The sequence below is a fragment of the Nonomuraea sp. NPDC049725 genome (assembly GCF_040674795.1).
In the GTDB taxonomy this organism is placed as follows: Bacteria; Actinomycetota; Actinomycetes; order Streptosporangiales; family Streptosporangiaceae; genus Nonomuraea; species Nonomuraea ceibae.
The window spans coordinates 37,639-62,326 of record NZ_JBFANJ010000030.1; the positions used below are offsets into that span (position 1 = coordinate 37,639).

Here is a 24,688-nt window from a genome sequence, read left to right on the forward strand (position 1 = left end):
CTGGGTCCGGGGCGCGGAGCCTTCCATGTCGGCGCCCCGCGACGGAGAAAAGCCGCATGATCAGACGTTGACGTGACATGGACGATTCCGGGGACTTAGCCGGCAGCAGGCGGACGGGCGCGGGGGCGCGGGCGGTGGCCGGGCTGCTCCTGGTCGTGGCAGTCCTGCTCGGCCTGGTGGCGGGGCTGGGCGCGCTGTGGGCCGCCGCCGAGGCGAGCGGCAACCGGTACGTGGCGGTGACAGCGGCCGCACTGGCGCTGGCGGGCGTCACCTGGTGGCTGTGCCGGGCCGCGCTGCGCCGGGTCGCGGGCCCGCGGGTGCGGCGCTGGGCGCCGATCGCGGTCGCCGTCGTGGAACTGGCGGCCGTCGCCGTCCCAGTCGCGGGCCTGCTGTCCGGCGGGCCGCCGGACCGGCCGATCACGGCCGCGCCCGGCACCCGCTACTGGGACCTGCCGACCGGCTCGCGCATCGCCTACACCCGCACCCCGGCCCGGGGCGAGCCCACGGGCATCCCGGCGATCCTGGTGCACGGCGGGCCCGGCGCGCCGGACCCCGACCGGCCGCTCCCGGCGCTCGCGCTCGCCGCCGAGGGCTTCGACGTGTACGCCTACCACCAGGTGGGCGCGGGCCTGTCCAGCCGCCTGCCCGACGTACGCGGCTACACGGTCGCCCGGCACGTCGCCGATCTGGACGCCGTCCGGGCCGCGGTCGGCGCCGAGCGCGTCGTGCTGGTCGGCGCCTCCTGGGGCGGCACGCTCGTCGCCGCCTACCTGGCCGCGCACCCGGACCGGGCCGCCGCCGCGATCGTGGCCTCACCGGGACCGATCTGGGCACCGGCGTACCCCGGCAACCGGCACATGACGGAGAGCGGGCTGCGCGACCAGAACCGGCTGCTGTGGGAGCACCACCCGCGCCTGCTGCTGGCCGCCGCGCTCGTCGAGGTCGCCGGGCCGCGCACCGCCCGCGCGCTGCTGCCGGACGAGACGATGGACGGCGAGTTCGGCTCCCTCGTCGGCGGCCTCGACCTGCGGGCGGGCTGCCCGGGGCAGCCGGTGCGGGAAAGGCCGCCGGGGGTGGGGTTCTGGGCCAACGTCATGACCGGCCGCGACGCCCGCCAGGTCGCCGACCCCCGGCCCGCGCTGCGCCGGGTCACCGCGCCCGTGCTGGTGCTGCGCGGCTCGTGCGACTACCTGGCGCCCGCGGTCGCCCGCGAGTACGCGGCCGTGCTGCCCGGCGCCGTCTTCCGCGCCGTCGAGGGTGCCGGCCACGCCATCCCCCTCGACCGGCCGGAGGAGTACCGCGAGCTGGTCACCGCGTTCCTGCGCGACCGGCTCGGCCATCCTGCGCGCGGCCAGGGCGGGGTTCCGGTCCTGGGGCCGGGCCGCCCGGCCGGTCACACGACGCGGATGACGATCTTGCCGCGTACGCCGCCCGTCTCCAGGGCCCGGTGGGCGGCCGCGATGCCGGAGAGCGGGAAGACCGTGTCCACGACCGGGCGGATCGCCCCGCTCTCCACGTAGCGGGTGAGATCGGCGAACAGCCGGTGCTTGGGGTTGCCGCTGAAGAACCGCATCCGGCGCGGCCCGTACACGGTGGAGGCGGCGATCGCGGCCAGCGACGCGAGCGGGCGGTCGAGGTCGAAGGAGATGGCCACCATCCGCCCGCCCGGCGCGAGCAGCCGCCGGAAGTCGGGCAGGCGGGTGCCGGCGGTGTCGAGGATCACGTCGAAGGCGCCGAGCGCCGCGGGCTCGGTGGTCGCGTAGTCCAGGGCCTCGTCGGCGCCGAGCTCGCGGACGAGGTCCAGGTTGCGGGCTCCGGCGAGCGCGGTGACGTGCGCGCCGAGCGCCCGGCCGAGCTGGACGGCGACGCTGCCGACCCCGCCGCTCCCGCCCCGGACCAGCAGCCGCTCCCCCGCCCGCAGGCGGGCCTTGTCGCGCAGCGCGGTGATCGCGGTCGTGCCCACGCCGGGCAGGGCGGCGGCCTCGACCAGGTCCAGCCCGGCGGGCGCGAGCGCGAGCTGGCGGGGGCGGACGGCGATGTACTCGGCGGCGCTGCCGAAGGTGCGCGGCAGCCCGCCCCACACGCGGGTGCCCGGTGCGAGCCCGGAGACGCCGGGGCCGAGGGCGGCGACCTCGCCGGCGAAGTCGAGCCCGACGCGTTTGGGGAATCCGGGCTCGACCAGGTCGGTCACCAGCCTGACCCGCCCGGCCCGGCCGTACGACTCGCCGCCGTTGACGCTGGCGGCGTGCACCCGCACCAGCACCTCGCCGGGGCCGGGCTCGGGGCGGGGCAGCGTGCCCTCGTAGAGCACCTCGGGGGGCCCGTATCGGTCGAAAAGAGCGGCGCGCATGTTCGTCATGGCTGGGAGGCTAGCCAGCTAACCGGACGGTACCGCCCACTTATGGGTAATGTGAGAGACATGTCCGACGGTTCGTCTCGGATGTTGCGCGCCGACGCCTCGCGCAACCGCGGCCGGATCCTGCGGGCCGCCCGCCACCTGTTCGCCACGCGCGGCATCGACGTGCCGATGGCGGCGATCGCCCGCCGGGCCGGGGTCGGCACGGCCACGCTCTACCGGCGTTTCCCCACGCGGGAGTCGCTGGTCACCGAGGTGTTCGCCGACCAGCTCGCGATGTGCGTGGGGGCGCTGAGCGAGGCGCTGGCCGACGACGACCCGTGGCGCGGCTTCCGCACGGCCGTGGAGAAGGTGTGCGCGATGCAGGTCGCCGACCGGGGGTTCACCGCCGCGTTCCTGACGGCCTTCCCGGGCGCGTTCGACCTGGAGCGCAAGCGCGCCGAGGCCGAGGACGAGCTGGCCGAGCTCATCCGGCGGGCCAAGGCCGCCGGCCGGTTGCGCGCCGACTTCGTCCTGGCGGACCTCATGCTGCTGCTCATGGCCAACGGCGCGGTGGTCGCCGGGGCAGGGGACGCGGCCGCGGCGGCGTCGCGGCGGCTCGTCGCCTACTTCCTGCAGTCGTGGGAGGCCGGGCACGCGGGGCCGCTGCCGCCCCCGCCGGCGGAGCTGCGGTACGTGGGTTAGGCGCCGCTCTTGCGCTGCCGGTAGGCGCGCTGGCGGCAGGCCCGGGAGCAGTACGCGCGCGGCCGCCCCGATTCCGGCTGCTCCACCGGTTCACCGCACACCTGACACCGGGTTTCGTCACGCCTTTCGTCACGCCTGGCGGTGATGAGCAGCTCGATGCCGTCGAGCACCCGGGCCAGCCCGAACTCGAACGGGTCCTCCGGGTGGTCGTAGCCGCCCTCCTCCCACAGCCGGGTGAGCGTCGGATAGCGGTCCAGCCGGGCGAAGAGCGTGTCGCGCGAGCCCCACCACTCCTCCTCGCTCACGCCGCTGCTGCGCTCGGCGTGCGCGGTCTCGGCCAGCACCAGCGCCTCGGCGTCCACGAACCGGCCCACCAGCCCGACCGCGGCGATCATCTCGGCCGGGGTGAGCCCGGTGCCGGCGACCGTGCTCAGCATCGCCTCGTAGTAGGCCACCGCGTTGGGCCCGGGCACGTGCCGGCTGCCCCGGATCTCCGCCAGCCAGGGATGGCGTCTGCGCAGCTCCCAGCCCTGCCGGGCGCACGACTCCAGCCGGGCCCGCCAGCCCTCGCCCTCGGGCGCCGGCAGCCCGGCCATCACCGCGTCGCGCATCAGGTCCACCAGGTGGGCGCGGCCGGGGACGTGCCGGTAGAGGGACATGGTGGTGAAGCCGAGGCGCTCGGCGACCTTGCGCATCGACAGCCCGGCCAGCCCCTCTGCGTCGGCGACCTCGACGGCGGCCCGGACGATCCGGCCCAGGCTCAGCCCGGCCCCCGGCCCCTCGGCCCACAGGAGCTCCACCCTGCGGTCCGGATCAACTGCTTCGCTCATGGTTTAGGGTATATACCCGTGTACGCCATAAACAACGAAATCCTGTACGTTTCCCCGCACGGCGACGACGCCGCCCCCGGCACCCTGGAGCGTCCCTTCGCCACCCTCGGCCGGGCCGTCGATGCGGCCCGCGCGCTCACCGGCGACGTCGTCATCAGCCTGCGCGCCGGCACCCACACCCTCGCCGCCCCGCTCGAACTCACCGAGGACGACACCAGCCTCACCGTCCAGCCCCACGGCTACGGCACCGCCGAACAGGAGCAGGCCGTCATCAGCGGCGGCCGGGAGATCACCGGCCAGGTGGCCGGCGGCGTCTGGACGGCCGACGTCGGCGACCTCGACACCCGGCAGCTCTACGTCGAGACCGGCGGCGTCCTCCGCCGGGCCGAACGCGCCGGCATCGACGCCCTGCCCGGCGACGCCACCAGAACCGTCACGGGTTACGTCACGGACAGCCCGCTCGACTGGCACAGCCCCGCCGACGTCGAGTTCGTCTACCGGGGCGTCTACCCGTGGACCGAGGCCCGCATCGGCGTCGCCGAAGTCACCTCCGACGGCGCACGCACCCACGTCACGATGGCGCAGCCCGCCTTCGCCCGCGCCGTCGAGCTGTACAACTTCACCTGGGAGGAGCACACCCAGGAAGGCCCCCCGCTGCCCACCAGGATCGAGAACGACGCCGCCTTCCTCACCGAGCCCGGCACGTTCGTCCTCGACCGCTCCCGCCCCGGCCACCACGTGCTGCGCTACCTGCCCCGCCCCGGCGAGCGGCCCAGGATCGTCGCCCCCGCCCTGGAGACCCTGCTGCGCGTCACCGGCTCCCGCGACGTCACCTTCCGCGGCCTGACCTTCGCCGACGCCACCTGGCTGCGCCCCAGCGGCCCGGAAGGCTTCCTGCACTACCACGGCAACGGCCACTACGACGGCGGCCCGGTCGAGAAGGTCGTGCTCGTCGAAGGGCAGGCGTGGGTCACGGTGCCGTCCCGCTCGGCGACGATCCCCGCCTGCGTGACCGTCGACGGCGGCGCCGACGTCCGCTTCGAGCGGTGCCGCTTCACCCGGCTGGGCGCCACCGCGCTCGGCCTGACCGGCGGCGAACGGCACGTCGTGCGCGGCTGCGACTTCGACACCCTGTCCGCCTCCGCCGTCAACGTCACCGGCGGCCACGACACCCTCATCGAGGACAACCTGGTCGAGCACACCGGCCTCGACCACTCCGGCTCCCCCGGCATCGCCCTGCTCGGCACCGAACGCTGCACCGTCGCCCACAACCACGTCCGCGAGGTCCCGCACTGCGGCATCGTCGCCGGGCCGGGCCGCGGCACCCGGCTCCTGCGCAACCTCACCACCGGCACGATGAGCGTCCTGGCCGACGGCGGCGGCCTCTACCTGTCCGGCCCGCAGGGCAGCTCGCACGACGACGGCGCCCAGATCCGGGGCAACGTCGTCAAGGACACCCGCACCCCGTACAACTTCGGCCTCTACACCGACTACGGCGCCGCCTGGGTCACCGTCGAGGAGAACGTCGTCACCGGCGCCGACAGCACCGCCGTGCTGCAGGTGTCGCCGCCGCTGGAGAACGTCGTCTACCGGGGCAACTTCTGGGACGCCGACCCCGCCGGCAGCGACGCCGTCCCGGCCGGGGTCACCTACGAGGGCAACACCACGCTGGCGGAGGGCCTGGACGCGGCCACGGCCGAGATCCAGGCCCGCGCGGGGCTGCTGCGGCCCCGCGGCTGACCACACCAGAGGACGAAGGTCAGCTGCAGCCGCCGCGTCCGCAGATGGACCAGGCGCGCAGCTGGCCGTTCTCCCACAGGTCGACGAAGACCGCGGTGGCGCCGCCCCGGACGTCGGCCTCCAGGGTGAAGCCGTGCCCGACGGTGCCGTTGCAGGCGCTCCTGACCTCGCGCGACACGATCGTGTCGTTCACGTAGGCGGTGTAGACCACGTCACGGCAGCCGGAGGCGGCCCGCAGCTCGCCGCCGACCCGGACCGAGCGGTTGTACCAGATGAGGTTGCCCTTGACGTAGGAGTTGCCGTACTGGACGTCGTAGCGCGTTTGCGGGTAGTCGGCGGCCCGGGCCGCCGAGGTGGCTCCGGCCGTGAGGACGGCCGCCGTTCCGATCGCGAGAAGTGCCCGTGCGATGCGCATGTTCCCTCTCTTCCGATGCAGGACGTTCGCTCAGCAAGGACGATGGAACACGCGGCCGGGCCGGCCAAGGGGTGATCGCGGATGTTCGCCGGCCGTTGGCTCAGGATTCGCCGCGCAGCCGGCTGCGCTGCACCTCGCGGGCCAGCGCGCGCCGCACCGACGCGGGGGCGGGGGCGGTGACGCGCGCGGGCAGGTCGAGGCCGCGGCTGATCCGGTCGTAGGCGGCCCGGCAGCCCGCGGGCAGCCGCTCCCGGTGCAGACGCAGGTCCTCCTCCACGAGGCGGCGCAGCTCGTCGACGTGCTGGGGGGTGAAGCGCTTCCTGCCGCGCGCCACGGCGTGGACGTGGCGGGCGCAGCGGGCGCCGTCGCACGTCTCGGCGATGTGCTCGGCCAGGCCCCACAGGCGGCCTTCGAGCCAGGGGACGTCGTGCTGGTCGAGCGTCAGGTCCAGCGGCGGACGCGGCTCGGCGGCCCGCAGCTTGGTGACGTGCTTGCTCACGGCGGGCTGGCTCATGCCGGTGAGCTGGGCGATCCGGTCCTGGGTCCAGCCGAGGCCGGCGAGGGTCACGATCATCTCGGCGCGGAGCCTGCGCATGTCGTCGCCCGCGCGGATGACGTCGTTCATGTCGGCGATCATCCGCCCGGCCTGCTCCTCGGTCAGCGTCATGCCACAGATCATAACCTGGTTGTATAAATCGGTTATATGCGTCAGAGTCCTGGGTCATGCCCACTTTCACCGCGCCGGACGGCACCCGGCTGGCCTACCGCACCTCCGGGACCGGCGACCCGCTCGTGTGCGTCCCGGGAGGCCCCACGGACGCCGGCTACCTCGGCGACCTCGGCGGCCTGTCCGCGCACCGGCGGCTCGTCCTGCTGGACCCGCGCGGCACCGGCCGCTCCGCCCGGCCCGCCGACCCCGCCTCCTACCGCTGCGACCGCCAGAGCGGCGACCTCGAGGCCCTGCGCGAGCACCTCGGGCTCGACCGGATCGACCTGCTCGGCCACTCCGGCGGCGCCAACCTCGCCGTGACCTACGCGGCCCGCCACCCCGCGAACGTCGGCAGGCTGGCCCTGATCACCCCCGGCTGCGCCGCCGCCGGCATCACCGTCACCGGCGCGACGCGGCGCGAGCTCGCCCTGCGCAGGAAGGCCGAGCCGTGGTTCCCCGCCGCGTTCGCCGCCCTGGAGGCGATCATCAAGGGCCGGGGCGGCGACCGCGGCGCCATCACGCCCTTCCTGTGGGGCCGCTGGGACGCCGCCGCGCGCGAGCACCCCGCCTCCCGGCCGCCCGACCCGGCGATCGCCGCCGCCTTCGCGGCCGAGGGCGCCTTCGACCCGCCGCGCACCCGGGCCGCGCTCGCCGCCCGGCGCGGCCCGGTGCTGGTGCTGGCCGGCGAGCACGACCTGAACAGCCCCCCGGGGGCGACGGCCGAGTACGCCCGCCTGTTCCCCGCCGCCTCGCACGTCGTCCAGGCCGGGGCCGGCCACTACCCGTGGGTGGACGACCCCGGCCGGTTCACCGAGGCCGTCGCGGCTTTCCTGCGCTGACCCGGCGCGGGGTGTCGATCCGGGCAGGAGTCATTCGTATAAGGGGTGAAGGAGGACAACATGCAGAAGTACCTGCTCAGCATCTACCAGCCCGACGGCGACCCGCCCCCGCCGAAGGTCCTGGAGCCGATCGTCCGCGACCTCGAGGCGCTCAACGACGAGATGCGCGCCGCCGGGGCGTGGGTGTTCGCCGCCGGGCTGCACCCGCCGGGCACCGCCACCGTGCTGCGGCCCAAGGGCGGCGACGTGCTCATGACCGACGGCCCCTACACCGAGGGCAAGGAGCACCTCGGCGGGTTCACGGTCATCCAGGCGCCCGACCTGGACGCCGCCCTCGCCTGGGGGCGCAGGCTCGCCGCCGTCACCACGCTGCCGGTCGAGGTGCGTCCGTTCCAGTGAGCGTGGAGCGGGTGTTCGCCCAGGAGTACGGGCGCGCGGTCGCCGTCCTGGTCCGCGTCTTCGGCGACATCGACATCGCCGAGGACGCGGTCCAGGACGCCTTCACGGTCGCGGTGCGGCGCTGGCCCGCCGAAGGGACGCCGCCGAGCCCGGCCGGATGGATCATCACCACGGCCCGCAACCGCGCGGTCGACCGGCTGCGCCGCGAGGCCGCGCGGCAGGACAAACACGCCCAGGCCGCGCTGCTGCACGCCGGTGACGCGCCGGCGGAGGAGGGACCCGTGCCCGACGACCGGCTCCGGCTGATCTTCACCTGCTGCCATCCCGCGCTGGCCAGGCCCGCCCAGGTCGCGCTCACGCTGCGGCTGCTGGGCGGGCTCAGCACGGCCGAGATCGCCCGCGCGTTCCTGGTGCCGGAGCCGACGATGGCCCAGCGCCTGGTCCGCGCCAAGGGCAAGATCCGTGACGCGCGGATCCCGTACCGGATCCCGCGCGAGGCCGACCTGCCCGAACGGCTGGAGCCCGTGCTGGCCGTCATCTACCTGATCTTCAACGAGGGCTACCTGCCCCGGTCCGGCGACCGGCTGGTGCGCGAGGAGCTGTGCGCCGAGGCGATCCGGCTCGGCCGGCTGCTGGCCGAGCTCATGCCGGACGAGCCGGAGGCGATCGGGCTGCTGGCGCTCATGCTGCTGCTGGAGTCGCGCCGCCCGGCCCGCACCGCGCCCGGCGGGACGCCGGTCCGCCTGGCCGACCAGGATCCCGGCCTGTGGGACCGCGCCCTGGTGGCCGAGGGCCGGGAGCTGGTCCGGCGGTGCCTGCGCCGGGGGCGGCCGGGGCCGTACCAGATCCAGGCGGCGATCAACGCCGTGCACAGCGAGCCGCCGACGGACTGGCGGCAGGTGGTGGCGCTGTACGACCAGCTCATGGCGCTCGCGCCGAGCCCCGTCGTGGCGCTCAACCGGGCCGTCGCGGTGGCCGAGGTCGCCGGGCCCGGGGCGGCGCTCGCCCTGGTGGACGACCTGGACCTGGACGGCTACCACGTCTTCCACGCCGTACGGGCCGACCTGCTGCGCCGCCTGGGCCGGGACGCGGAGGCGGCACGGGAGTACGACGCGGCGCTCGCGGGCACGGGCAACGAGGCCGAACGCGCCTTCCTGCGCCGGGCCCGCGACCCTCTAGACTAGTCAAAGTTGATTAGAGGAGGGTTCGGCGATGTCGGCGATCCGGCTGCTGGTGCTGGGCGCGGTGCGGCTGCGCGGGCGCGCCCACGGCTATCAGGTGCGCAACGACCTGGAGTTCTGGGGCGCCGACCAGTGGGCCCACACGAAACCGGGCTCCATCTACCACGCGCTCAAGCAGATGGCCAAGCAGGGGCTGCTGCACGCGTACGAGACGGCGCCGAGCACCGCCGGCGGGCCGCCCCGCACCGAGTACGAGGTGACCGAGAAGGGCGCCGCCGAATACTTCTCGCTGCTGCGCCGCTCGCTGACCACGCCCGGCGAGAGCGACCTGCTGGCCGCCGGGGTCGGGTTCATGGTCGACCTGCCCCGGGAGGAGGTCGTCGCGCTGCTGCGGCAGCGGATCGCCGCCCTGGAGGAGTGGCGCGGCTCCGTCACGGCCCACTACACGCCCGAGGACGGCCCCGGCCAGCACGGGCACATCGGCGAGATCATGCACCTGTGGGTGACCGCCGCCGACGACGGCGTGCGCTGGACCGGTGACCTGATCGCCCGCGTCGAGGGCGGCGCGTACGCCTTCGCCGGGGAGGAGGGCGACCCGTTCGCCGGGGCCCTCTCGCAGGAGGGCCCCGGCGAGGTCACCTGCTGAGGCCGCGGAAGCGGGCCGCCGCCATCGGGCAGGCGATCGCCAGCAGGACGAGCGGCCACAGCACGGCCAGCAGGTGGGCGTTCTCGGCGGCCCACGAGGTGCCGGCCACGCCCGGGTTGCCGAACAGGTCGCGCACCGCGGTGGCGCTGGCCGTCATCGGGTTCCAGTCGGCGATGGTGCCGAGCCAGCCGGGCATGGTCTCCGGCGAGGCGAACGCGCTGGAGCTGAACGCGACCGGCCACACCAGGATCTGCACGGCCATGACCAGATCCGGCCTGCCGACGATCAGCCCGAGCCAGATGCCGCACCATAGCATCGCGAACCGCAGCAGGAGCAGCAGCCCGATCGCGGCGACCGCCTGGGAGGGCGTGCCGTGCCAGCGCCAGCCGATGGCCAGACCGGCGCCGATCATGACGGCCAGGCCGGCGATCGACTCGAGCATGTCGGCGACGCCCCGGCCGACCAGCACCGCCGACGGCGCCATGGGCATCGACCGGAAGCGGTCGAGGACGCCCTTGCCGAGGTCCTGGGCGATCGCGGTCATCGTGCTCTCGAGCCCGAAGGCCATGGTCAGCACGAGCATGCCCGGGACCAGGAACTCCTTGTAGTCGCCGCCGCCCGCGACCTGCATGCCGCCGCCGATGAAGAAGGCGAACATCACCAGCATCATCACCGGGAAGGTCAGCGAGATCACCGCCCCCCACGGGTGGCGCGCCCAGCGGGCCAGCTCGCGCCGCGTCATGGTCCAGGAGTCGATCAGCCACCAGCGCAGGCTCATGAGCGCTCTCCCGTCAGATGCATGAACACCTCGTCCAGCGTGGGGCGGCGCACCGCCAGGTCCTCGGCCTCGATGCCGGCCTCGTGCAGGGCCCGCACCAGGTGGCTGAGGGCCGCCATCCGGTCGGCGACCGGCGCGCTGGCCCTGCGCCGGTCCTCGTCGAGCTCGACCGCGCCCGCGCCGGGCACCCCGGCCAGGACGCCGGCGACGGCCGGCAGCAGGGCGGCGTCGTGCACGACCACGTCTACGCGGTCGCCGCCGACCTTGGCCTTGAGCTCGTCGGCGGTGCCGTCGGCGATCACCCGGCCGTGGTCGATGACCGAGATCCGGTCGGCGAGCTGGTCGGCCTCCTCCAGGTACTGGGTGGTCAGCAGCACGGTGGTGCCGCCGCCGACCAGTGAGCGGACCGCGTTCCACACCTCGGTCCGGCCGCGCGGGTCGAGGCCGGTGGTCGGCTCGTCCAGGAACAGCACGCTCGGCTCGACGATGAGCGAGGCCGCCAGGTCCAGGCGGCGCCGCATGCCGCCGCTGTAGGCCTGGACGGGTTTGCGGCCGGTGTCGGCCAGCCCGAACCGCTCCAGCAGCTCGCCCGCCCGCGCCGCCGCCCGGCGCGCTCCCAGGTGGTGGAGGCGGCCGAACAGCTCGAGGTTCTGCCGCCCGGACAGGTCCTCGTCCACCGCCGCGCTCTGCCCGAGCAGGCCGATCCGCCGCCGCACCTCGGCCGGGCGCTCGGCCACGTCGATCCCGGCGACGCGCGCCCGGCCCTCCTCCACGCGCAGCAGCGTGGCGAGCGTGCGGACGAACGTGGTCTTGCCGGCCCCGTTGGGGCCGAGCACCCCGTGCACGGTGCCGCTCGGCACGGTCATGGTCAGTCCGTCGAGGGCCTTCTTCTCGCCGTACGTCTTCCGCAGCCCTTCCGCGACGATCGCAGGCACGTCCCCTCCTTTGCTAGTCAAGTTTGACTAATCGGACGGAGCGTAGCTGCGGCCTCCTTTATTAGTCAAACTTGATTAGCCGGTGGACCGGCACCTCAGCGCGAGGTCGAGCGTGTCCAGCGCCCAGGCCCAGGAGGCGTCGGCGTCCCTCGGGGTGTGCCGGAACCCGCCCGCCAGCTCCAGGCTCACGTAGCCGTGGATCGCCCCGCCCAGGAAGCGCACCGCGTCGGTCTGGTCCGGCTCCGGCAGGTCGTAACCGCGCAGCAGCGCCCGGATCATCTCCGAGTGCCGGGGCCCCGCGCTGCGCGCCGCGGTCTCGGGGTCGAGCTCGAACCGGGCGGCGGCGTAGCGGCCCGGATGCTCCCTGGCGTAACGGCGATAGGCGTCGGCGAACGCCACCAGCGCGTCCCTGCCCGCCCGCCCGGCGAGCGCGCCGGCGGCCCGCGCGGCCAGCTCCTCCAGCGCCAGCAGCGCCACCCGCACCTTCAGCTCGCGGGCGTTGGCGATGTGCGCGTACAGGCTCGGCTCCTTGACGCCCAGCCTGCGCGCGACCGCAGACCCGGTCACGTGCTCGAAGCCGATCTCGTCGGCCACCTCCGCCGCCGCCAGGGTGAGCCGTTCGGCGGTGATGATCGCGCGAGCCATGCGTCCTCCGTCAACTAAACAAATTAACGATTTGCCTAATTGTATTAGCCTGGAAGCCATGAAACCCATCACCGAACGCGACATCCGCAGGTCGTTCGTCAACTGCTCCAAGGGCGAGGCCCAGCGCCTCGGCATCCCCCGTGACCTGGCCGAACAGCCGTGGGACGACCTCGACTTCCTCGGCTGGCGAGATCCCGGCGCCCCCGACCGCGGCTATCTGGTCGCCGAACGCGACGACGGCGGCCTCGTCGGCATCGCGCTGCGGGCCACCCCCGCCACCGGGCGCGGCTTCACCTCCCGCAGCATGTGCTCGCTCTGCCTGACCACCCTCGCCGGCGGCAACGTGGCGCTGATGACCGCCCGCCGCACCGGCGAGGCCGGCCGCCTGGGCAACACGGTCGGCCAGTATCTCTGCGGCGACCTCGCCTGCTCCCTGTACACGCGGGGCAGGAAGCAGGCGGTGGGCGGCGACTTCGACGAGACGCTGACCGTGACCGAGAAGATCGCCCGCACCCGCGGCAACCTGGCGGCCTTCATCGAGAAGGTGACCGCCTGACCACGGGCGCCGGCCGGACGCCTCAGCGGCGGCGCACCTTGATGTCGCGCATGTCGGTCGCGGCCACCCGCAGCACCCGGTACGGCACCGCGTACGCGTCGAGGGCGGCCACGGCGGCCGCGACCGCCTCCGGCTCGCCGTCGTCCGGCCCGGCGGGCACCTGGCAGCGGAACGTGAACGCCGTCAGCCCGGCGTCATGGCTGAACGTGCCCGCCTCGGTGAAGGCGAGGTCGGCCGCCCCCAGCACGGCGGCCCGGCCGGCCTCGTCCAGCTCGCCGAACTTCCCGGAGATCGTCACCCGGAACATGGATCAGTCCTTTCTCACGGCGTAACCGAGGACGCGCTCGCCGAGCACGGCCTCGATCGCGTCCAGCAGCTCCAGCACCGCCCCGGCGATCGCGTCGGGGCCCTCTCCCCCGGCCGTGCGCCGGCCGATCTCGGCGAAGACCATCGCGTGGAACGACCCGAGCTGCCAGGCCACCACGCGCGGCAGCGGGTCGCCCGGCGCGGCGCCGGTCTCCTCGGCCAGCGTGGCGGCCAGCTCGTCGGTCATCCGGCGGCCGAGGTCCTCCAGCCGCGCGGTGAGCGTCGGCGCGGCCCGCATCATCTCGAAGACGCGCCCGAACCCGCCCGTCAGGCCCAGCTTGCGGTCACGGTCGCGCACCTCCTGGCGCAGGCGGCCGAGGATCGCCCCGGCCGCGCCCGTGCCCGGGGGCCGCTCGCGCACGATGTCGGCCAGCCGCCGCGGCGACGCCTGGTCGGGCGGCAGCACCAGGTCCTCCTTGACCGGGAAGTAGTTGTAGACGGTGTTGACCGACACCTCGGCCGCCGCCGCGACGTCGGCCACCGTCACGTGGTCGAAGCCGCGCGCCACGAACAGGCCGATCGCCACCTCGGAGATCCGCTGCCGCGTCTGCCGCTTCTTGCGCTCCCGCAACCCTTCGGTCATGCCGAGAAAGTTTAACCGAACTCCAAACTTGGAGTGCACTCCATTTTTGTCCGGAATCGGACCCGGGCCCAGGGTGCGGAAGAATGGACGCCCGTGAACGATCTTCCGCCCGAGGGGGCGCAGTCCGACGAGGACATCGCCCGCGCCCACGTCACGACCCCGGCCCTGCACAACGCGACGATCCAGCTGGACGACCCCGACCCCGCCTGGCCGGCCCGCTACGAGCGGACCGCCGCGGCGATCCGCGCCGCACTCGGCGACGCCGTCCTGCTGCTGGAGCACGTCGGCTCCACCTCGGTGCCCGGCCTGCCCGCCAAGCCCATCCTCGACCTGCTGCTGATCGTGGCCGACCCGGCGGACGAGGCCGCGTACGTCCCGCCGCTGGAGTCGATCGGCTACGTGCTGACGATCCGCGAGCCCGACTGGTTCGAGCACCGCGTGCTGAAGCTGCACGAGGGCGAGATGCCGGTCAACCTGCACGTGCTGCCCGACGACTGCCCCGAGACGCGCCGCATGCTCGGCTTCCGCGACTGGCTGCGCGAGCACGACGACGACCGCGACCTGTACGCCCGCACCAAGCGCGACCTCGCCCGGCGCACCTGGAAGTACGTGCAGAACTACGCCGACGCCAAGAGCGAGGTCGTGGAGGCGATCATCGCCCGTGCGGGCCTGTGACCGGCTGGCCCCGCGCGGGGCCGGGCAGGGCGGCGGCGATCTCCCAGAAGGCCGCGTACCGGCCGCCCCGGCCCAGCAGCTCGTCGTGGCCGCCCTCCTCCACGATGCGGCCGCCGTCCAGGAAGGCGACCCGGTCGGCGCGCTGGACGGTCCGCATCCGGTGCGCCACCATCACCACCGTCCGGCCCGCCATCAGGCGCTCGATCCCCTCGTGCACGGCCGCCTCGTTCACCGGGTCCAGCGCCGAGGTCACCTCGTCCAGCAGCACCACGGGCGCGTCCTTGAGCAGCGCCCGCGCGATCGACACCCGCTGGCGCTCGCCGCCCGACAGCAGCGCGCCACCCTCGCCGACGTGCGCCGCCCAGCCGCCGGGCAGCCGCTCGATCACCTCGTCCAGCCGCGCCGCCGTCGCCGCCGCCCGCACCTCGGCCTCGCTCGCGCCGGGACGGCCGAGCCGGACGTTCTCCTCGATCGTGCCGTCGAAGAGGTAGACGTCCTGGAAGACGATGGCGATCCGCGCCATCAGCGCCTCGGTGCTGACCTCGCGCACGTCCACGCCGCCCAGGCGCACCGCGCCCGCGTCCACGTCGTGGAACCGGGCGAGAAGCTGAAGCAGCGTGCTCTTGCCCGCCCCCGACGGGCCCACGACCGCGAGCCGCTGCCCCTGCGGCACCTTCAGCGACAGGCCGTCGATCACCGTACGGCCGCCGTGCCGGAAGGTGACGGCGTCGAACTCCAGGTCGTGGCGTTCGGGCAGCACCGGCTCGGCGGGCTCCGGCAGCGGCTCCGTACGCAGCACCGCGTCGAGCCTGACCAGCTCGGCCCGCGCGCCGCGCAGCTTGCCGCCGATGTCCGACAGCGACAGCAGCGGGTCGGCGCAGCGCGCGGCCAGCACCAGGATCGTCAGGACCTCGGCCGCGCCGACACCCCCGCCCAGCGCCAGGTACGCGCCGAGGACCAGCACCGCCGTGAAGATCGCCTGCACGGTCAGCGTCAGCCCGACCGCGCCGGGCAGCGTCGCCAGCACGGTGCGCCGCGAGGCCCCCTGCACCTCGCGCAGCGCGGCGTCGAGCGCCTCGAAGCGCTCGCCGGTCCGGCCGCCGGTCCGCAGCACCGGCTGGGCCTGGAGGTACTCGATGACTCGGCCGGCGGCCTCCTTGTCGCGCTCGTGCCGGTCGGCGTCGGCGGCGGCGGTCGAACGCGCCGTCCACGCCTGGATGGCCGCCACGACCGGGGCCGCGGCCAGCGCCGCCAGCCCGAGCTGCCAGTTGAACGCCAGGATCACCACCACGATCGTCACCGGCGTCACCAGGGCCGAGACGAACGGCGCCAGCAGGTGCGCCGACACCCCCATCGCCTGCAGCAGGCCCCGGCTGGCCAGCACCGACACCTCGCCGACGCGGCCCGCGCCGTACCAGCCGATCGGCAGCCTGGCCAGGTGCTCGCCCAGCCGGTGGTACATGCCGCGCAGCATCGTCGTCCCGACGCGCATGCCGGCCAGGTCGCTGGTGTAGCGCAGCCCGGCGTAGGCCGCGACCGCGGCGCCGAACGCGGCCAGCCACGGCCAGGCGTCCGAGGGCGAGCCGCCGAGCAGGGCCGCCAGCACCGGCACGAGCAGCGCGTAGGACAGCCCCTCGACCACCGCGGTGATCGTCATCAGGGCGACCGTGCGGCGCATCGCCCGCGCGTACTCGGGTCCCAGCACGCGCAGCAGCATGCGGATCATGCGGGCTCGTCTCCTTGTCCGATGAGGCCGGGTCCGACGAGGTCGGGTCCGGCGGGCTGAGGGTCGGCGGGGTGCGGGCCGGCGGGGTGCGGGCCGGTGCGGTTGGCCTGCCAGAACGCGGCGAACCTGCCGCCGCTCGCCAGCAGCTCGGCCGGGCTGCCCCGCTCGACGATCACGCCGTCCTCCAGCATCACGACGGTGTCGGCGTCGGCGACGGTCTCCAGCCGGTGGGCGATGACCAGCACCGTGCGCCCGCCCGCCGTCCCGGCCAGCGCCCGGCGCACCGCCTGCTCGGTCTGCGGGTCGGCGAAGGCCGTCGCCTCGTCGAGCACCAGCACGGGCGCGTCGGCCAGCAGCGCGCGGGCGATCGAGATCCGCTGCGCCTCGCCGCCCGACAGCTCGGCCTCCTCGCCGAGCACCGTGTCGTAGCCGCGCGGCAGCTCCAGGACGCGCTCGTGGATGCCGGCCAGCCGGGCGGCGCGGACCACCTCCTCGTGCGCGGCCTCCGGCACCGCCAGCGCGATGTTGTCCGCGACCGAGGCGCGCAGCAGGCGGACGTCCTGGAAGACGAACGAGACCCGCCGGTACAGCTCCCGGCTGCCGATGTCGCGCAGATCGGCCCCGCCGAGCAGCACGGACCCGTGCGCCGGGTCGAAGAAGCGCGGCAGCAGCCGCACCAGCGTGGACTTCCCACTGCCCGACGGCCCGACGACCGCGGTGACCGTGCCGGGCTCCAGCACCAGGTCGACGCCGCGCAGCACCTCCCGCCCGTCCTCGTACCCGAACCGCACGTCCCGCAGCTCCACCCGGTGCCCCTGCGGCACGACCGGGCGGGCGGGCTCCGGCAGGGGCGGCACGCCGAGCACGTCCCTGATCCTGGCGACCGCCCGCCCGGCGGCCTGGAGGTCGTCGAAGCCGTGGCCAAGCGCCGCGACCGGCGCGGTCAGCCCCAGCCCGAGCAGCAGGAACGGCAGCAGATCCGCCGGCGCCATGCTCCCGGACGCGATCAGCGCCGCGCCGCCGGTCAGCACGACCAGCAGCACGAACGGCGGCGACAGCGCCACCTGCATCCCGGCGGCGACCGCGGACATGCCGCGCACCCACCGGTTGAAGGTGGCGACGAAGTCGTCGGCGGCCGTCAGGAACCTGCGGTGCGCGCGCTCGGCCCCGCCGAACGCCTTGACCACCGCGATCCCCTGCACGAACTCCACGACGGAGTTCGCGATCCGGCCCATCGCCGCGTCGTACTCCTCCTGCTCGCGCGTGCGCGCGGGCAGCATCAGCAGCGGCACCAGCGCTATCGCCAGCACCACCGGGATCAGCGTGATCAGCGTCAGCCGCCAGTCGACGGTGAACAGGTAGACCAGCGACACCAGCGGCACCACGAACGCGGAGACCAGCTCGCCCGGGGCGTGCGCGATGAACGGGTGCACGGCGGCCACGTCCTCGCCCACGACCTTCGCCAGCTCGCCGGTGCGGCGGCGGGAGAACCAGCCGATCGGCACCCGGCCCAGCCGCTCGGCCAGCCTGCGGCGCAGCGTGAGCTGCACCCGGCCGTCCAGGACGTGCCCGAGCCCCGACGAGGCGGCCGTGAACAGCAGCCGCACGAACAGGCCGGCCGCCCCCGCGAACACCACGAACCACACGTGACCGCTGTCGGCCGGGTCCTGCGACAGCAGGACCCGGCCCAGCTCGGCGACCGCCAGCAGCGGCGCCAGCCCCGCGACGGCGCCGATGACCTGCAACAGGACGACGGCGGCGAAGCTCCCCGCGTGCGGGCGCAGCAGCGGCTCCGGCCGCTCGCTCTCCCGGGCGAGACCGGTGATCGTCATCTTTCTCCCGTCCTCGTACGCTTCCAGCGGGTCAGCCGGGTCAGCCGGCCAGCGCGCGGCGCAGCGCGTCGCCCAGCTCGGCGATCTGCCGCTGCGACACCTCGGCCGACACGATCGCCTGGGACCCGTGGAAGGTGCCCGCCCACTGGTGCAGCTCGACCGAGACGCCCGCCTGGAGCAGGCGCGAGGCGTACTCGATGTTCTCGTCGCGGTTCGGGCACAGCTCGGCGCTGGCGATGTAGGCGGGCGGCAGGCCGGACAGGTCGTCCGCCCGGGCCGGGGCCGCGTACGGGGTGGCGGGGGCGGAGCCCAGGTAGTGCCGCCACGCGATGGCGACCTTGTCGCGGTTCATCCAGGGCGTGTCGGTGAAGTTGCGCTGCGACCACGTCTGCTGCCGGTCGTCGAGCCCCGGCTGGTTGAGAAGCTGGAACCGGATCGGCGGCCCCTGCTCGTCACGCGAGCGCAGCGCCACCCCGGCCGCGAGCCCGCCGCCGGCGCTGTGCCCGCCGACCGCGATCCGGTCCGGGTCGACGCCCAGCTCGGCCGCGTGCTCGGCCGTCCACTTCAGCACCGCGTACACGTCGTCCAGCGCCGCCGGGAACGGATTCTCCGGCGCCAGCCGGTAGCCCACCGAGATCACCACCGCGCCGGAGGCGTCCGCAAGCCGTGCCGCCCACGGATGCTCGGTGTCCACGCTGCCCATGACCCAGCCGCCGCCGTGCATCCATAGGACGGCGCCCTCGGCATGGCGGGGACGGTAGATCCGCACCGGCACGTCAGGATCGGCGGGCACCGCGAGGTCCTCGATCTCCATCTCCGAGGTGTCCGGCGGCGGCACCGACGCGGCCAGCGCGGCCAGGGTCTCGCGCTCGGCGGCCGGGTCGGTCAGGTCAGCGTCGGGAATCAACGGGATGAACGCTTCAAGTTCCGGATCCATGCCGTCATCCTCACAGCCGGTGACCCCTGCCCTCATCCGCCATCTGTCGGGCATCTCCTCCGAATCGCCCGCCGATCGGCGCATACGCTTGGGGCATGGAGGCACTGGCCGTACGACTGTCGCAGCTCGACGCGGAAGCCGGAGGGGCGATCCGGGTCGTCATGTTCTACGACACGCTGATGCGCCGCCGGGTGGATCTCCCCGCGCTCGCCCGCGCCTCGGCCGGCCTGGCCGAGTGCGTGGTCGGCATCCGGCTGCACGACACGGGCCGGGTGATCCGCTTCGGCCCCGACGGCAGGCCGGCGTCCGGCCCGCCCGCCCCCGCGTCCATCACCTCGCCGCTCGTCCTCGACGAGGAGGAGATCGGCGCGGTGTGGCTGGAGCGTCCCGGCCCGCCCGGCCTGCCGGGCTCGCTCGACGACCTGCTGCTCGACCGGCTCGGCATCGCGGTCATGGCCGTCGTCGAGAGGTACGGCCCGGCCCGCACCACGATGGCCGACCCGGCGCTCGTCGAGCTGGCGATCAGCCCCGACAGCGACGAGGCCGCCAGGGCCAGGGCGCTGCGCCTGCTGGGGTTCGCCGCCGGGCAGCCCGTGCACGTGCTCGCCGTGCGCTCACACCTTCCGCTGGACAAGGTCGGCGGCGCGATCTGCCCGGCCCGCCCGGTCAAGGCCGCGCCGCTGGCCGACGTGGGCGTCATCCTGGCCACCACCGTCAACCCGGCCCGGGTCCCCGAGGGCGTGCGCGCGGGCATCGGCGCCGCCGGGAGCCTCGACCGGTCCTGGCAGCAGGCCCGCACCGCCCTGCGCTTCACCACGCCGCGCCGGCCCGTCGTCCACCACGACGACCTGGGCGCGCTGGCGCTGCTGGCCGAGATCTCCCGGGACTCCGCCCGCGGCAACGCCGACGTGAGCGCGATCATCCGCGTGGCCGAGACCCCGGAGGACCTGGAGACGCTGGACGCCTACTGCGCCACCGGCTCCCTGCGCCGCGCCGCCGACCTGCTGCACCTGCACCACAGCAGCGTCGCCCGCCGCATCGAGCAGCTCGGCCGGACCCTGGGCATCGACCTCACCGAGCCGACCGGGCTGACCAGGGCCAGCCTCGCCCTCACCGCCTGGCGGCTGCTCGACGCCTGACGGGCTAGGCGTGACCGAACTGGCCCGGCCGGTAGTCGCCGGCGGGCTGCTGGACGATCACGTTCATCCGGTTGAAGGCGTTCATCAGGGCGATCAGCGACACCAGGGCCGCGAGCTGGTCCTCGTCGTAGTGCTTGGCGGCGTTCGCCCAGACGTCGTCGCCGACCCCGCCGGCCGCGTCGGCGATCCGGGTGCCCTGTTCGGCCAGCTCCAGCGCGGCGCGCTCGGCGTCGGTGAACACCGTCGCCTCCCGCCAGGCCGCCACGAGGTGGAGCCGCACCGGGCTCTCCCCCGCGGCCGTCGCCTCCTTGGTGTGCATGTCGACGCAGAACGCGCAGCCGTTGATCTGGCTGACACGGATCTTGACCAGCTCCTGCGTCGTGGCGGGCAGCGACGACTCGAGCGCGGCCTTGCCCGCCGAGACGATGTACTTGGCGAACTTCGCCCCGACCGGGTTGCCGAGGTAGTCGAATCGGGCTTCCATGTGAGTCTCCTTGCCGTTCCAGGCTGTCCCTCACCTGACGGGACGGCGGCGCGGGATGTGAGGTCCGGCCGGGCGTGACCGGTGTGGGCCCTACGCGAAGGGGGTGCCGTCGAAGGTGCCGGACACGGATTGCCGTGTGGAGAACGCCGCCCAGGACAACGTCACCTCGTGCGTGCGTCCGCCGGTCTCGGCCGTGAGGGTGGCGGTGGCGTGGCCGTCCGGGGTGAGGGCGATCCGGCCGCTGACCTTCAGGTCGCGTACGAACCGCACGCCGTCGAGGGTGATGTCCTGGCCGAAGGTGACCTGGCCGCCGCGCAGCCCCGGCTCGCTCGGCCGCCCGAAGTAGTAGAAGGCGTGCGGATTGCGGCGGGCGGTGGCGTCTGCGGCGGTGGCGAAGGCGGCCGCGAGGATCCGCCGCCGGCTCGGGCTGAGCTCGCCGGCCGGATGCGGCGCCACGTCCCTGAGCTCCCGCGGGAAGGCGCCGACGGCGCGGTAGTTCTCACCGGTGCATTTCTGGTCGACCACCCGCTTGGTGGTCAGGAAGGTACGCAGCATCCCGCGTACGCACTCACCCATCGGCGACGGGAGGAAGGACTGCGCGTGAATCCCGAACGGAATACGGATCACGGTCGCGTTCGGGAAGACCCGGAGCGAACGCGCCACCTCGGCGGGGCGTTCGACGTCGAAGTCCCCTGCCACGACCAGGATGGGCACGCTGGGCAGCGCCTGTCCTCGCGGGAGCGGCGGGCTGTGGCGCGGAGTCGGCCAGTTGATGCACCACTCCTGGGCGGCGATCGCATCGGTGGCGAAGACGTCGGTGGGCCTGAAGGGCGCCATCGGGCGTTCCCGCTCGTAGTACCGCTCGGCCTGCGCTTGACGCTCGGCCGCCGACGCCAGCCGGTCGAAGGGGAACGAGCCGTCGCCGCAGCGGAAGGCCACATGCCCCGCAAGCCACGGCGGGTCGAACGGCGGGATGGCATGGGGGGTCAGCCGGGCCAGACGGCGCAGGGGGGCCGGGTCGCCGTTCAGGTAGGCGTGCGCGGCTGCGACGTTCTCCCGGCCGAGCACCGCTTCGGCCGGCTCACGCAGGGTGAGTGCCTGGTGCAGCGTCACCTCCGGGTCGGGCCGCTTGCGCAGGCGGTCCACCAGCCTCGTCCATGTGCCGGAGGCTTCGCCCGGCAGCGCGTCGCATGCCTTCGACCGCCCGCAGACGAGATCGAGGTAGTCGAGCCGGGCGTCGAACCTCTGATTCACGTAGCCGTCGTCGCCGATGACCATGGAGCTGTCCAGGAAGACGGCGTCCAGGCTGTCCGGGTACCTGGCCGCATACGCCTGGGCGTACAGGGTGCCGTAGGAATTGCCGAAGTAGCTCATCTTTCCCAGGCCGAGCGCTCGCCGTACCGCGTCGAGGTCGTGCGAGGCCTGGTCGGCGGTGAAGTAGGCGCCCCGCGGGCCCACGCTCCTGGCGCAGGCGGCGATGGTCGCCGGCTTGAAGGGGTCGGCTCCCGGGCACAGCAGCGGCGAGGACTTTCCCATCCCGCGCGGATCCATGACCAGCAGGTTCTTCCGGTCAAGGACGGGTCCGAGGACTTGCTGGATCGTGGGTATCTCCGGCAGCGCCGGCTGCGGTCCCCCGCGGTTGGCCGCCACCGTGCCGTCGGCGTTCTTGGCCGGGATGAAGGTGAAGGCCACGGAGATGCGTTCGGAGGAGGGGCTCTCCCAGTCGAGGGGGACCTCGATGCTGCCGTCGCAGCGTGTGGTCGCGGTCGCGCACTCGTGCAGGCCGGTCGGAGGGGGCGGGACAGCGGGCAGCAGGGCCGCGGCGAGGGCCAGCCCCAAGGTCTTGGCGATCATGCTTCCCAGCCTCCCTGCCCTTCCGCCGGGTTTCCTCAGCACCAAGAAGGGTCGGGCTGTGGGAGCCTGCTCCTAGCCGTCTGCGACTGTGGGCCGACGCTTCCCCCAAAGCCTTCGTGTACGGGTGACGGTCAGGGGGCGTCCAGGCCGGTGCAGTAGGCGATGGTCGCGTCGTCGGCCGCCACGGCGTGGCGCGCCTCGGCCTGCCGGACGCGGCCGATGATCGCGCCGGGGCCGTCCGACGCGAGGGCGGCCATGACCTCCGGCCAGCCGGCGAGGGCGAAGCGGTCCACGATGCGGCTCGCGCCGTTGCTGAGCAGCGCCGCGCCGGTCAGCCCGGCGACCGGGCAGGAGCCGGTGACCGCCTCGGCCGCCGCCCGGGGGTCGTCCTTGGCCACCCAGAAGCCGCCCGGCCGGTTGCGGTGGGCGCGCAGGTCGCCCAGGATGCGCCGGTGCTCGTCGCTCCCCTCGGCGACTCCACGCAGCGCGGCCTCGTACCGGCTGCTGATGACCACCTCGCGCGGGTCGGTGACGACGAGCGGCGCGCTGCCGGCGCGGTCGAGAACGACGGTCGCGTCACCGAGCACCAGGTGCTCGGCCCGGCCGCCGGACAGGCGCAGGACGGCCACGGCCGCCGACGGGCTGATCGGGGAGGTGACGTCGCAGGTGTCGCGGTGCTCGCCGGTCACCTGCTCGATGGCCTCGCCGAGCAGGTCCGCCAGGCCGCGCCCCGGCGCGTGCCAGAGCAGGGTGAGCAGGCCGCCGCCCAGCCGGGCGGCGTACCAGGCGACGCCGTGGCGGCAGAGCGATCCGGCGCCGGGGATGCCCGCGCCGTCGACCAGCACCGCCGCGGCCGGGACGGCGCCGGTGAAGTCCTCGTTCGCGCGGCCCGCGTGGGGGTCGGTCGCCATCGTCACCCGCATGCCGCGCTCGTCACCCCTTCGCGACCGGTCCGGCCTGGTTCTCCCACAGACTGCCATGCGGGAGCGTGACGGTCAGGACGTCGCTGGGGATGTCGGGCTCGACGCGGTGCCGCCGCCCGCGCGGGACGATGGCGGCCGTGCCGGCCACCAGCCTGACCACCTCCTCGCTCTCCCCCGGCCGTTCCGGGCGCACGTACAGGCGGATCTTCCCGATGAGGCAGGAGACGACGGTCTCGGCCTCGGGGTGGACGGTCCAGCGGCCGAGCCGGTCGTCGCCGGACCTGGCGTAGGTGGCGGTGAGCCGCCACCAGTCCCGGCCGGGGTCCGCGTCCGGGTCGCCGGTGTGGATCTCACCGCCCTGTCCGAGGTGGACGGCGGAGGCGTACAGGTCGATCGGGGTGATCGTCGGGCCGGAGCGTGCTTGCCGCCCGTCCGGGCGGGGCGGCGGCGAGTCGGGATCCATGCGGCCCATCCTCACCGCCGCCGCCCGCCGGGACATCCGCCATCCGTCGGGCATCTCGCCGGGAACGCGCGCCGTTCGGCGACGCGATCGCCGCCCTTGTCGGCTACTCGCCGGTTAGACGCGGGCGGTCGTCGCGGTGACGAGCTCGTCGGCGACCCACCGCGCGACGCCGTCCGGGTACGGGGCGGGCAGCCCCAGCACGACGTGCCCGAACCCGGCGGCGACCGCCTCGCCGATCGCCTCCCGGGTCTCCCCGGGCCGGTCGTAGGAGACCGGCAGGTGGATCGAGCGGGTGATCGAGGCGGGGTCGCGGCCCAGCTCGGCGCAGTAGCGGTCCAGCAGCGCCCCGCGCCGGACGGCGTCGCCGAGGTCGCCGCCCGGGACGTTCCACACGTCGGCGTGCTCGGCGGCCACGCGCAGCAGCGCGGACGAGCGCCCGCCGAGCACGATCGGCGGGCCGGGCCGCTGGACCGGCTTGGGGTTGCAGAAGGCTCCCGTGAGCCGGACGTGGCGGCCGTCGAAGTCGAACGGCTCCGGTTCGGCCCATAGCCGCCGGATGACGGCGCACGCCTCGGCCAGGCTCTCCATCGAGTGGGCGAAGTCGTGGAACGGCAGGCCGTGCGCCTCGTACTCGCGCCGGGCCAGCGAGTGGGAGGGACGCGAGCCCGCGCCGAGGCCGAAGTCGAGCCGCCCGCCCGAGACGACGTCGACCGTCGCGGCGATCTTGGCCAGCATCGCGGGCGGCCGGAAGCGGTTGCTGGTCACCAGCACGCCCACGCGCAGCCGCCGGGTCTGTGCCGCGAGCGCCGCGAGCAGCGTCCAGCCCTCGAAGGCGGGCCCGGTCAGGGGGCCGCCGATCGGCAGCAGGTGGTCGAACAGCCACGCGTGCTCGATCTCCGGGACGGCGTCGGCCTCCCGCCAGACCCGCAGGACGTCGTCGTAGCCGACCTGCATGGGCGCGGTCATGATCCCGAAACTGGTCATGGCGGCGGG

At 74.4% G+C, this 24,688-nt stretch carries 26 protein-coding genes and 1 pseudogene; 10 read left to right on the forward strand and 17 right to left on the reverse strand.

Features of this window, described 5'->3' with window-relative positions; genetic code table 11:
* Positions 1-77: 77 nt before the first annotated feature.
* A pseudogene (locus AB0J53_RS43575) lies at positions 78-1,292 on the forward strand (alpha/beta fold hydrolase); the annotation flags it as partial.
* Positions 1,293-1,393: 101 nt separating this feature from the next.
* Here AB0J53_RS43575 and AB0J53_RS43580 read toward each other — a convergent pair.
* Positions 1,394-2,350, reverse strand: a complete 957-nt coding sequence (locus AB0J53_RS43580; protein ID WP_364183893.1) for an NAD(P)-dependent alcohol dehydrogenase — start codon at positions 2,348-2,350, stop codon at positions 1,394-1,396.
* A gap of 69 nt (positions 2,351-2,419) precedes the next feature.
* Between AB0J53_RS43580 and AB0J53_RS43585 the strand changes: the two genes are divergently transcribed.
* Positions 2,420-3,040, forward strand: a complete 621-nt coding sequence (locus AB0J53_RS43585) for a helix-turn-helix domain-containing protein (RefSeq protein WP_364183810.1) — start codon at positions 2,420-2,422, stop codon at positions 3,038-3,040.
* On the opposite strand, the gene AB0J53_RS43590 is transcribed toward AB0J53_RS43585, so the two are convergent.
* A complete protein-coding gene (locus AB0J53_RS43590; RefSeq protein WP_364183813.1) occupies positions 3,037-3,870 on the reverse strand; it encodes a TetR/AcrR family transcriptional regulator in 834 nt (277 codons plus the stop codon). The genes AB0J53_RS43585 and AB0J53_RS43590 overlap by 4 nt on opposite strands.
* A gap of 18 nt (positions 3,871-3,888) precedes the next feature.
* Between AB0J53_RS43590 and AB0J53_RS43595 the strand changes: the two genes are divergently transcribed.
* A complete protein-coding gene (locus AB0J53_RS43595; protein ID WP_364183816.1) occupies positions 3,889-5,610 on the forward strand; it encodes a right-handed parallel beta-helix repeat-containing protein in 1,722 nt (573 codons plus the stop codon).
* A 19-nt stretch (positions 5,611-5,629) separates the two neighbouring features.
* Here the strand turns inward: AB0J53_RS43595 and AB0J53_RS43600 are convergent, their stop codons facing one another.
* Both AB0J53_RS43600 and AB0J53_RS43605 read right to left on the reverse strand, forming a co-directional pair.
* Positions 5,630-6,025 carry a hypothetical protein gene (locus AB0J53_RS43600; protein ID WP_364183819.1) on the reverse strand — a complete coding sequence of 132 codons (396 nt, stop codon included), beginning with the start codon at positions 6,023-6,025 and terminating at the stop codon, positions 5,630-5,632.
* 100 nt (positions 6,026-6,125) lie between these two features.
* Positions 6,126-6,692, reverse strand: coding sequence for a hypothetical protein (locus tag AB0J53_RS43605; RefSeq protein WP_364183821.1), 567 nt, complete (start codon positions 6,690-6,692; stop codon positions 6,126-6,128).
* Positions 6,693-6,748: 56 nt separating this feature from the next.
* Here AB0J53_RS43605 and AB0J53_RS43610 point away from each other — a divergent pair, with 56 nt between their 5' ends.
* The 4 genes from AB0J53_RS43610 to AB0J53_RS43625 are packed head-to-tail and all read left to right on the forward strand — an operon-like array spanning position 6,749 to position 9,799.
* A complete protein-coding gene (locus tag AB0J53_RS43610; protein ID WP_364183824.1) occupies positions 6,749-7,573 on the forward strand; it encodes an alpha/beta hydrolase in 825 nt (274 codons plus the stop codon).
* A 60-nt stretch (positions 7,574-7,633) separates the two neighbouring features.
* A complete protein-coding gene (locus tag AB0J53_RS43615) occupies positions 7,634-7,972 on the forward strand; it encodes a YciI family protein (protein ID WP_364183827.1) in 339 nt (112 codons plus the stop codon).
* The gene (locus tag AB0J53_RS43620; RefSeq protein ID WP_364183830.1) at positions 7,969-9,156 is read left to right on the forward strand and encodes an RNA polymerase sigma factor; all 1,188 of its coding nucleotides are present in this window, start codon (positions 7,969-7,971) and stop codon (positions 9,154-9,156) included. The genes AB0J53_RS43615 and AB0J53_RS43620 overlap by 4 nt, the downstream gene beginning before the upstream one ends.
* Before the next feature lie 28 nt (positions 9,157-9,184).
* Positions 9,185-9,799 carry a PadR family transcriptional regulator gene (locus AB0J53_RS43625; protein ID WP_364183833.1) on the forward strand — a complete coding sequence of 205 codons (615 nt, stop codon included), beginning with the start codon at positions 9,185-9,187 and terminating at the stop codon, positions 9,797-9,799.
* Here AB0J53_RS43625 and AB0J53_RS43630 read toward each other — a convergent pair.
* The 3 genes from AB0J53_RS43630 to AB0J53_RS43640 form a co-directional block, all read right to left on the reverse strand.
* Complete coding sequence (locus tag AB0J53_RS43630) at positions 9,789-10,577, reverse strand: ABC transporter permease (protein ID WP_219517705.1); 789 nt, start codon at positions 10,575-10,577, stop codon at positions 9,789-9,791. The genes AB0J53_RS43625 and AB0J53_RS43630 overlap by 11 nt on opposite strands.
* On the reverse strand, positions 10,574-11,512 hold the full coding sequence (locus AB0J53_RS43635; RefSeq protein ID WP_364183836.1) for an ATP-binding cassette domain-containing protein: 939 nt from the start codon (positions 11,510-11,512) through the stop codon (positions 10,574-10,576). Before AB0J53_RS43635 ends, AB0J53_RS43630 begins: the two co-directional genes overlap by 4 nt.
* Before the next feature lie 75 nt (positions 11,513-11,587).
* Entirely contained in the window at positions 11,588-12,157 is a 570-nt protein-coding gene (locus tag AB0J53_RS43640) for a WHG domain-containing protein (RefSeq protein ID WP_364183839.1), read from the reverse strand.
* 58 nt (positions 12,158-12,215) lie between these two features.
* Between AB0J53_RS43640 and AB0J53_RS43645 the strand changes: the two genes are divergently transcribed.
* Complete coding sequence (locus AB0J53_RS43645) at positions 12,216-12,713, forward strand: FBP domain-containing protein (RefSeq protein ID WP_219517703.1); 498 nt, start codon at positions 12,216-12,218, stop codon at positions 12,711-12,713.
* Positions 12,714-12,735: 22 nt separating this feature from the next.
* On the opposite strand, the gene AB0J53_RS43650 is transcribed toward AB0J53_RS43645, so the two are convergent.
* Positions 12,736-13,020 carry a DUF6204 family protein gene (locus tag AB0J53_RS43650; RefSeq protein ID WP_219517702.1) on the reverse strand — a complete coding sequence of 95 codons (285 nt, stop codon included), beginning with the start codon at positions 13,018-13,020 and terminating at the stop codon, positions 12,736-12,738.
* A 3-nt stretch (positions 13,021-13,023) separates the two neighbouring features.
* A complete protein-coding gene (locus AB0J53_RS43655) occupies positions 13,024-13,662 on the reverse strand; it encodes a TetR/AcrR family transcriptional regulator (RefSeq protein WP_364183843.1) in 639 nt (212 codons plus the stop codon).
* Between the two features lie 93 nt (positions 13,663-13,755).
* On the opposite strand from AB0J53_RS43655, the gene AB0J53_RS43660 reads away from it, so the two are divergent.
* Positions 13,756-14,337 carry a GrpB family protein gene (locus tag AB0J53_RS43660; RefSeq protein ID WP_364183846.1) on the forward strand — a complete coding sequence of 194 codons (582 nt, stop codon included), beginning with the start codon at positions 13,756-13,758 and terminating at the stop codon, positions 14,335-14,337.
* Here the strand turns inward: AB0J53_RS43660 and AB0J53_RS43665 are convergent.
* The 3 genes from AB0J53_RS43665 to AB0J53_RS43675 are packed head-to-tail and all read right to left on the reverse strand — an operon-like array spanning position 14,315 to position 18,832.
* Positions 14,315-16,063 carry an ABC transporter ATP-binding protein gene (locus tag AB0J53_RS43665; RefSeq protein ID WP_364183849.1) on the reverse strand — a complete coding sequence of 583 codons (1,749 nt, stop codon included), beginning with the start codon at positions 16,061-16,063 and terminating at the stop codon, positions 14,315-14,317. The genes AB0J53_RS43660 and AB0J53_RS43665 overlap by 23 nt on opposite strands.
* The gene (locus AB0J53_RS43670) at positions 16,060-17,895 is read right to left on the reverse strand and encodes an ABC transporter ATP-binding protein (protein WP_364183852.1); all 1,836 of its coding nucleotides are present in this window, start codon (positions 17,893-17,895) and stop codon (positions 16,060-16,062) included. Before AB0J53_RS43670 ends, AB0J53_RS43665 begins: the two co-directional genes overlap by 4 nt.
* A gap of 40 nt (positions 17,896-17,935) precedes the next feature.
* Positions 17,936-18,832: an alpha/beta hydrolase gene (locus AB0J53_RS43675; protein WP_364183855.1), complete on the reverse strand. Its 897-nt coding sequence runs from the start codon at positions 18,830-18,832 to the stop codon at positions 17,936-17,938.
* A 95-nt stretch (positions 18,833-18,927) separates the two neighbouring features.
* Here AB0J53_RS43675 and AB0J53_RS43680 point away from each other — a divergent pair, with 95 nt between their 5' ends.
* Positions 18,928-19,971 carry a helix-turn-helix domain-containing protein gene (locus tag AB0J53_RS43680; RefSeq protein ID WP_364183858.1) on the forward strand — a complete coding sequence of 348 codons (1,044 nt, stop codon included), beginning with the start codon at positions 18,928-18,930 and terminating at the stop codon, positions 19,969-19,971.
* A 4-nt stretch (positions 19,972-19,975) separates the two neighbouring features.
* Here AB0J53_RS43680 and AB0J53_RS43685 read toward each other — a convergent pair whose 3' ends face one another.
* From AB0J53_RS43685 to AB0J53_RS43705, 5 genes are all read right to left on the reverse strand, one after another.
* Positions 19,976-20,455, reverse strand: a complete 480-nt coding sequence (locus tag AB0J53_RS43685; RefSeq protein WP_364183861.1) for a carboxymuconolactone decarboxylase family protein — start codon at positions 20,453-20,455, stop codon at positions 19,976-19,978.
* Between the two features lie 90 nt (positions 20,456-20,545).
* Complete coding sequence (locus AB0J53_RS43690; protein ID WP_364183864.1) at positions 20,546-22,309, reverse strand: alpha/beta fold hydrolase; 1,764 nt, start codon at positions 22,307-22,309, stop codon at positions 20,546-20,548.
* Positions 22,310-22,440: 131 nt separating this feature from the next.
* The gene (locus AB0J53_RS43695; protein WP_364183867.1) at positions 22,441-23,232 is read right to left on the reverse strand and encodes an integrase; all 792 of its coding nucleotides are present in this window, start codon (positions 23,230-23,232) and stop codon (positions 22,441-22,443) included.
* Positions 23,233-23,242: 10 nt separating this feature from the next.
* Positions 23,243-23,695, reverse strand: coding sequence for a cupin (locus tag AB0J53_RS43700; protein WP_364183870.1), 453 nt, complete (start codon positions 23,693-23,695; stop codon positions 23,243-23,245).
* A gap of 114 nt (positions 23,696-23,809) precedes the next feature.
* Positions 23,810-24,679 (reverse strand): LLM class flavin-dependent oxidoreductase, encoded by an 870-nt coding sequence (locus AB0J53_RS43705; protein ID WP_364183873.1) that lies wholly within the window; start codon positions 24,677-24,679, stop codon positions 23,810-23,812.
* Positions 24,680-24,688 lie beyond the last annotated feature (9 nt).

Excerpts from the sequence above, each read along its gene's own strand:
- AB0J53_RS43580 (WP_364183893.1), bottom strand. The coding sequence starts at position 2,350 with ATGCGCGCCGCTCTTTTCGACCGATACGGGCCCCCCGAGGTGCTCTAC.
- AB0J53_RS43585 (WP_364183810.1), top strand. The coding sequence starts at position 2,420 with ATGTCCGACGGTTCGTCTCGGATGTTGCGCGCCGACGCCTCGCGCAAC.
- AB0J53_RS43590 (WP_364183813.1), bottom strand. The coding sequence starts at position 3,870 with ATGAGCGAAGCAGTTGATCCGGACCGCAGGGTGGAGCTCCTGTGGGCC.
- AB0J53_RS43600 (WP_364183819.1), bottom strand. The coding sequence starts at position 6,025 with ATGCGCATCGCACGGGCACTTCTCGCGATCGGAACGGCGGCCGTCCTC.
- AB0J53_RS43605 (WP_364183821.1), bottom strand. The coding sequence starts at position 6,692 with ATGACGCTGACCGAGGAGCAGGCCGGGCGGATGATCGCCGACATGAAC.
- AB0J53_RS43610 (WP_364183824.1), top strand. The coding sequence starts at position 6,749 with ATGCCCACTTTCACCGCGCCGGACGGCACCCGGCTGGCCTACCGCACC.
- AB0J53_RS43615 (WP_364183827.1), top strand. The coding sequence starts at position 7,634 with ATGCAGAAGTACCTGCTCAGCATCTACCAGCCCGACGGCGACCCGCCC.
- AB0J53_RS43625 (WP_364183833.1), top strand. The coding sequence starts at position 9,185 with ATGTCGGCGATCCGGCTGCTGGTGCTGGGCGCGGTGCGGCTGCGCGGG.
- AB0J53_RS43630 (WP_219517705.1), bottom strand. The coding sequence starts at position 10,577 with ATGAGCCTGCGCTGGTGGCTGATCGACTCCTGGACCATGACGCGGCGC.
- AB0J53_RS43640 (WP_364183839.1), bottom strand. The coding sequence starts at position 12,157 with ATGGCTCGCGCGATCATCACCGCCGAACGGCTCACCCTGGCGGCGGCG.
- AB0J53_RS43645 (WP_219517703.1), top strand. The coding sequence starts at position 12,216 with ATGAAACCCATCACCGAACGCGACATCCGCAGGTCGTTCGTCAACTGC.
- AB0J53_RS43650 (WP_219517702.1), bottom strand. The coding sequence starts at position 13,020 with ATGTTCCGGGTGACGATCTCCGGGAAGTTCGGCGAGCTGGACGAGGCC.
- AB0J53_RS43655 (WP_364183843.1), bottom strand. The coding sequence starts at position 13,662 with ATGACCGAAGGGTTGCGGGAGCGCAAGAAGCGGCAGACGCGGCAGCGG.
- AB0J53_RS43665 (WP_364183849.1), bottom strand. The coding sequence starts at position 16,063 with ATGATCCGCATGCTGCTGCGCGTGCTGGGACCCGAGTACGCGCGGGCG.
- AB0J53_RS43670 (WP_364183852.1), bottom strand. The coding sequence starts at position 17,895 with ATGACGATCACCGGTCTCGCCCGGGAGAGCGAGCGGCCGGAGCCGCTG.
- AB0J53_RS43675 (WP_364183855.1), bottom strand. The coding sequence starts at position 18,832 with ATGGATCCGGAACTTGAAGCGTTCATCCCGTTGATTCCCGACGCTGAC.
- AB0J53_RS43680 (WP_364183858.1), top strand. The coding sequence starts at position 18,928 with ATGGAGGCACTGGCCGTACGACTGTCGCAGCTCGACGCGGAAGCCGGA.
- AB0J53_RS43685 (WP_364183861.1), bottom strand. The coding sequence starts at position 20,455 with ATGGAAGCCCGATTCGACTACCTCGGCAACCCGGTCGGGGCGAAGTTC.
- AB0J53_RS43690 (WP_364183864.1), bottom strand. The coding sequence starts at position 22,309 with ATGATCGCCAAGACCTTGGGGCTGGCCCTCGCCGCGGCCCTGCTGCCC.
- AB0J53_RS43695 (WP_364183867.1), bottom strand. The coding sequence starts at position 23,232 with ATGCGGGTGACGATGGCGACCGACCCCCACGCGGGCCGCGCGAACGAG.
- AB0J53_RS43700 (WP_364183870.1), bottom strand. The coding sequence starts at position 23,695 with ATGGATCCCGACTCGCCGCCGCCCCGCCCGGACGGGCGGCAAGCACGC.
- AB0J53_RS43705 (WP_364183873.1), bottom strand. The coding sequence starts at position 24,679 with ATGACCAGTTTCGGGATCATGACCGCGCCCATGCAGGTCGGCTACGAC.